This is a genomic window from Skermanella sp. (genome assembly GCF_059503625.1).
The window spans coordinates 1-6,267 of record NZ_JCACHA010000999.1 but is presented as its reverse complement, the minus strand read 5'-3'; the positions used below and the strand labels follow the sequence as shown (position 1 = coordinate 6,267).

The 6,267-nt window shown below is 64.7% G+C and carries 4 protein-coding genes; 1 reads left to right on the top strand and 3 read right to left on the bottom strand.

Translation table 11 applies throughout. The features are described from left to right. Positions 1-2,782: GAF domain-containing hybrid sensor histidine kinase/response regulator (locus tag AC5JJ6_RS36535; RefSeq protein WP_496046742.1), on the bottom strand; the 2,782-nt coding region annotated here is incomplete at its 3' end. A 435-nt stretch (positions 2,783-3,217) separates the two neighbouring features. Here AC5JJ6_RS36535 and AC5JJ6_RS36530 point away from each other — a divergent pair. After that, a complete protein-coding gene (locus tag AC5JJ6_RS36530; RefSeq protein ID WP_496046741.1) occupies positions 3,218-4,528 on the top strand; it encodes a hemolysin family protein in 1,311 nt (436 codons plus the stop codon). A gap of 21 nt (positions 4,529-4,549) precedes the next feature. Here the strand turns inward: AC5JJ6_RS36530 and AC5JJ6_RS36525 are convergent, their stop codons facing one another. Both AC5JJ6_RS36525 and AC5JJ6_RS36520 read right to left on the bottom strand, forming a co-directional pair. Next, positions 4,550-5,542: a TerC family protein gene (locus tag AC5JJ6_RS36525; RefSeq protein ID WP_496046740.1), complete on the bottom strand. Its 993-nt coding sequence runs from the start codon at positions 5,540-5,542 to the stop codon at positions 4,550-4,552. A 158-nt stretch (positions 5,543-5,700) separates the two neighbouring features. Further along, positions 5,701-6,225, bottom strand: coding sequence for a hypothetical protein (locus tag AC5JJ6_RS36520; RefSeq protein WP_496046739.1), 525 nt, complete (start codon positions 6,223-6,225; stop codon positions 5,701-5,703). Between the last annotated feature and the right edge of the window lie 42 nt (positions 6,226-6,267).

Sequence of the window (6,267 nt, the reverse complement as noted above, 5' to 3'; positions counted from 1 at the left end):
GGAACAGCACGGCGATCCCCGGCTTCAGCCTGCGCGCGATCTCCGCGACCTGACGGCCGTTCATGCCGGGCAAGCCGACATCGGTCGCGAGCAGGTCGATCTTCGGCTCCGTCTCCAGCGCGTCCAGGGCCATCTGCGGCTCGTGCGCCTCGATCACGCGGTAGCCCTGGCGTTCCAGAGTCTGGACCAGCAGCATCCGGACCAGCCCCTCGTCCTCCAGCACCAGGATCGTTTCGCCCTCCTGCGCCGGCTCCGGTTCGGGCAGCGCCGGAACGACCGGCTCGGCCTGCACGGCCTCGTGGTGGCGCGGCAGGTACAGCTTGACCGTCGTGCCCTTGCCCTCTTCCGAATATATCGCCGCATGGCCGCCGGACTGGCGGGCGAAGCCGTAGAGCTGGCTCAGGCCAAGGCCGGTGCCCTGCCCGATCGGCTTGGTCGTGTAGAAAGGCTCGAACGCCCGCGCCAGCACATCGGGCGGCATGCCGGCTCCGGTGTCGGTGACGCACAGCACGACATACTCGCCGGGAGTCAGGCCGAATTCGGCGGTGACATAGGTATTGTCCAGATGGGTGTTGGCCGTTTCGATCGTCAGCTTGCCGCCCGACGGCATCGCGTCGCGGGCGTTGATGGCAAGGTTGAGCAGGCCGTTCTCCACCTGGTTGGCGTCGGCCCAGGTGCGCCACAGGCCGCCGGACAGGATGGCCTCGACCTGGATCGCCTCCCCGACGGAACGCTGAAGCAGTTCCTGCATGCCGCCGACCAGGGCGTTCAGGTTGAGGCTGGTCGGAGCAAGCGGCTGGCGCCGGGCGAAAGCCAGCAGGCGCTGCGTCAGGATCGCGGCGCGGTCGCCCGCCTGGGTCGCGAAGCGGACATGGCGGAGCAGGTCGTCGCGACCTTCCAGCGTGTCCTGGCGGTTCAGCTTGTCCTTCAGCATGTCCAGATTGCCCAGGATCGCTTGAAGCAGGTTGTTGAAGTCATGGGCGACGCCGCCGGTAAGCTGGCCGACCGCCTCCATCTTCTGGGCATGGCGCAGGGCGTCCTCGGCGGTGCGCAGGGCGTCCAGCGCCTCGCGCTCGGCGGTGATGTCGCGGCCGACCGCGTGGATATAGGTCTCGTCGGGGACCGCCGCCCAGGACAGCCAGCGGAAGCTGCCGTCCTTGTGGCGGTAGCGGTTCTCGAACCGCAGCGTCACCAGCCCCTTGTTCAGCCGCGCCGCCTCGCCGGTCGTGGCCGCCACGTCCCCCTCGTGGACGAGATCCAGGAAACTGGTGCCGATCAGCTCGTCCTCGGTCCAGCCGAGCAGCGTTCCCCAGGCCGGGTTGAGCGCGATGATCGTGCCGTCGAAGCGGGCGACCAGCATGATGTCGGTGGACAGCCGCCACATGCGGTCCCGGTCGCGGGTGCGTTCGGCGACCTGCTCTTCCAGCGTGCGGTTCAGCCGGCGGAGCGAGTATTCGGATCGGGCGCGCTCGGCGACCGCCCAGGTGCGGTCGGTTACGTCACGGATCAGGTCCACTTCCCGGGGCGTCCACGCGCGCCGCTCGTCGGAGTGGATGTAAAGGACGGCGGCGAACCGGCCGTCCTCGATCACGGGCACGTTGATCAGCGCCGCGATGTCGAGGCCGGCCAGCGCGTCGGCGCTGTCGGCAGTCCGGGGATCGGTGGTGACGTCCGATATGACCAGGATCTCGCCACGGCGGAGGCTGTCGGCAAAGGTGCCGTAGTTGCGGAAGCGGTGGACGCCGGAGATGCTCGACGCCGTGCCGTTGGTCCAGTCGCGCTCGATCGTGACGTATTGCCCGCTGGGATCGACCCTGCCATAGCCGGCGCGGGCGATGCCCAGCGTCCGGCCAAGCAGTTCCGCCGCCGTCTGCGCGATCTCGGCGGTGTCGTTCAGGTCGCGCAGCCGGTCGCCCAGTTCGACCAGGCAGGCGGATCGTTCGCGCGCCCAGACCAGATCGGTGACGTCGCTGCCGTCGATGAAGATGCCGCCGGTGCGGCCGTCCGCGTCGTGGATCGGCTGAAAGACGAAATCGACGAAGCGCTCCTCTTCGACGGCGCCGGGTCCCCGGCGGAGCATGACGCGCACGGCCCGGCCGCTATAGGGTTCGCCGGTGGCATGGACCTGATCCAGCAGTTCGAAGAAACCCTGGGCCTCCAGTTCCGGCAGCGCTTCCCGGACCGGCTTGCCGATGATGTCCCGGTCGCCGACGAGCTGGCGGTAGGCGGCGTTGGCCAGTTCATAGACGTGGCCGGGCTCGCGCATGACCGCCATGAAGCTGGGCGCATTGTCGAACAGGTGGCGCAGCCGGTCGGCAATGTCGAGCTGGACGGCCACGCGGTTCCTGTTCCTCACCTCGCGGGTCGTTTCCATGCAGGCGCACAGCAGGCCGCCCACACGCCCCTGGTCGTCGTGGATCGGCGACCAGGAGAAGGTGAACCATGCCTCCTCCGGGTGTCCGTTGCGGGTCAGGCGGACGGGGAAGTCCTCACGCCAGACCGACTCTCCCGCCCTGACGCGGCCGACCAGATCGCCGATGTCGTTCCAGACTTCCGCCCAAAGCTCCGCCATGGGCACGCCCGGCTCCGCCGGATACCGGCCGCCCATGATCGGGATGTAGCTGTCGTTGTGGAAGAAGGCGAGCTGCGGCCCCCAGGCGATATACATGGGATGCCGCGAGTTCAGCATGATGCCGATGGATGTCCGCAGCGGCGCCGGCCAATGCGCCGGATCGCCCAGCGGCGAGACGCTCCAGTCATGGGCGCGCATCATGGCGCCCATCTCACCGCCGCCTGACAGAAAGATGGGATGGGAGGCGGAAGAAGCGCTCATAGACGTGCAACTGTGTGATTATGGCGCGACCATAGCCCTTCAATCGTTTAGATCACAACTAATTTCCGGTCTAACTCTTTGGACCTCCAACTGTCCCGGCCCCGATGCTCAGGGGATGGATGCTTGCCGTATCGGACGGCATCGCACATTATGGCATGAGCAGCAGCGACGATGGAGTTCCTCCGCGCCTATCCGGCCGGAGATCGAATGAGCAGCAGTTCCGATCCACCCGACCCTGCCCCTCCGGCCGTGCCTTTGCGGCATCCCGGCCTGTTGATGGGGCGCCTGTCGATGGAACCGCTCCTGGCGTCGGCCCCGGGCCGCCGGCCATGCCGCCGATCCATGCCGCTCGCTGCCCGATCCCCTATCCGGAACCCCTGATCCATGCTCGTCTTTGAAATCGCCATCATCGTCGCCCTTACCCTGTTGAACGGGGTCTTCGCGATGTCCGAATTGGCGGTCGTATCCTCCCGCAAGTCCCGCCTTCAGCACATGGCCGACGAGGGGGTTCACGGAGCGCGCACCGCCCTGCGGCTGATCGACGATCCCAGCCGCTTCCTGTCGACGGTGCAGATCGGCATCACGATGGTCGGCGTGGTCGCCGGCGCCTATGGCGGCGCCACCCTGGGCGACCGGCTGGGCGGTTGGCTGGTCACCATTCCGGGGCTGGAAGCCTATGGCCGGATCGTCGGGGTCGGCAGCGTGCTGGTGATCATCACCTATTCGTCGATCGTGATCGGCGAGCTGATCCCGAAGCGCATCGCGCTGAAGAACCCGGAGCGGACGGCCAGCCTGATCGCCCGGCCGATGAGCCTGCTGTCGCGGGTGGCCGCCCCCTTCGTTTGGCTGCTGGGCGCTTCGACCGACGCGCTGCTGCGCCTGCTGGGCCTTCACGGCGAGCGCGAAGCGACGGTGACGGAAGAAGAAGTGCGTTCCATGATCACGGAAGGCACCCAGGCCGGCGTGTTCGACCCGCGCGAGAAGGAGATGATCGACGGGGTGCTGCGGCTGGCGGACCGGACGGTGCGGGCGATCATGACGCCTCGGCCCGACGTGGTCTGGCTGGACGTCCACGACAAGCCGGAGGCGGTGATCACCGAAATCCAGACATCGGGCCATTCCCGCTTCCCGGTCTGCCGGGGCGAGCTGGACGAGCTGGTCGGCATCGTCCAGAACAAGGACCTGCTGAGCTTCGGCTTTCAGGGCAAGCCGCTGAACCTGGAAGCGGTCGCCGTCAAGCCGATGGTCGTCCACGACGCGACGCCGATCCTGAAGCTGCTGGACCTGATGAAGCGGACCGGCCTGCACATGGCGGTGGCGGTGGACGAATACGGCAGCGTCGAAGGGATCGTGACGCTGACCGACGTGATGGAATCCATTGCCGGCGACATGCCGGACCCCGGCGAGATCGCCGAACAGGCGGCGGTCCGGCGCGACGACGGATCATGGCTGGTCAACGGGTCGATGCCGGTCGACGAATTCGAGAGCCAGTTCGGGATGCGGGGACTGCGCGACGACGGCGATTTCCACACCGTCGCCGGCTTCGTCCTGCGCCACATCGGGCACATCCCGACCGCCGGCGAAAGCTTCGAGCGCGACGGCACGCGGTTCGAAGTGGTCGATATGGACGGCCGGCGGATCGACAAGGTCCTGGTGATCCCGCGCGCCCAGGCCGTGGACGAGGATGCGGCCTAGGCGGGGGACCGGCATCGCCGGTTACTCGGCGATGCCCGGCTGCGGCTGGGAGTAGACCCTGGGCTTGCCCTCGGACTCATGAGCCGGATCGGCGGGAGCCGGGTCGTTCCGGGTCTTGATCAGCGACAGGACGATGGAGCCGCCGATCAGCGTCGCGGTGACGCCCAATGCCAGCGCCGTCGGCACCTTCCAGATATCGATCAGGATCATCTTGGTGCCGATAAAGACCAGGACCAGCGACAAACCGTATTTCAAATAGCTGAAACGATGAATGATGCCGGCGAGCGCGAAGTAAAGCGAACGCAGGCCAAGGATCGCGAAGACGTTGGACGTGTAAACGATAAAGGGATCGTCGGTCACCGCGAAGATCGCGGGCACGCTGTCGAGAGCGAACATCAGGTCCGTCGCCTCGATCATGACCAGCACCAGCAGCATCGGCGTCGCCAGCAGGACTCCGTTGCGCCGGACGAAGAACTTGGTGCCTTCGTACGTGTCGGTCATCTTCACGTGCTTGCGCACGAACCGCATGATGCGGTTGTTCTCCAGATCGGGTTCCTCGTCGGACGCCAGCATCATCTTGATGCCGGTGAACAGCAGGAACGCGCCGAAGATGTAGATGGTCCAGTGGAACTGATGGATCAGGGCGGTACCGGCGAAGATCAGGATAGCGCGCATGACCAGGGCGCCAAGAATTCCCCAGAACAGGACACGGTGCTGAAAGGCCGGCGGAACCGCGAAATGGCCGAAGATCATGGCCATGACGAAGATGTTGTCTACCGACAGGCTCCATTCGATCAGATAGCCGGTCGTGAATTCCAGGCCTTTTTCCGTTCCCATGAACCAGTAGATACCGGCATTGAAGGTAAAGGCGATGGTGATGTAGCAGGCGCTGGCGATCAGTGCTTCGCGAACGGTAATCTGACGGGGACGGCGGTTGAACACGCCCAGGTCGAACGCGAGCAGTACCAGGATAAAGGCGTTGAAGCCTATCCAGATTAGGGGCGATGTTTCCATCGGGCCCTCCAAATGCGGTCACGCCCGTCGGCGCAAGAGCAGGTGAAGGAATCCGACATCATAGGTGGCGACCCACCTACCAGAGGGGCCCGGATTCGGGTTATCCGCGCTTAGTTGGGGCCGAGGAGCTTCATGTCAAGACGGTGGCGACAGGTTGTTCAAGCCATCCCCACGCGCAGCCTGATCAAATAATTCGTATAACTCTTGACCAGATGGGCCAGATTTTCGCAGTGCCTTTCGTCGTCGGGAAAACGAACCACCATCCCGATGGCATTGAAGAGGCGCCGGCCTTCACCGGACAGACCCGCTTCGGAATACCGCTGCACGCCGATGAGTTGGGAACCCAACTGATCGGCCTCGTTCTTGCAAACATCCCTTGGAACAAGCATCAACTCGAGAGCGCGCAGATTATCGCCATGCTCCTTAGCTTCCACTTCATCTCGTGGCAGTTCGGGACCCTCGATCGAGCTGAACTCTGCCCACTTCCACTTCAACATTTCCAGAAAAGCACGAAGTACAAAGATCTCCGCGGCTTGGTTAGGGATCTTGGATACACCGATACTCTTAAGCCGTTTTTCCGCTAAAGGTCGATGAGCATTCCATGCTTTCAGTAGAGCCGGAGCAACATGGTAAGCTGACATGATCGGAAAAATAAATGCACAAACCATCAGGTAATTGCTCACGGTATTGGCTGGTTATGAGCAGTTAGGCGACGGTGAAGGATC

What these genes read in the sequence shown, in the direction of transcription:
- AC5JJ6_RS36530 (WP_496046741.1), top strand. Translation starts at nt 3,218, where the DNA reads ATGCTCGTCTTTGAAATCGCCATCATCGTCGCCCTTACCCTGTTGAAC.
- AC5JJ6_RS36525 (WP_496046740.1), bottom strand. Translation starts at nt 5,542, where the DNA reads ATGGAAACATCGCCCCTAATCTGGATAGGCTTCAACGCCTTTATCCTG.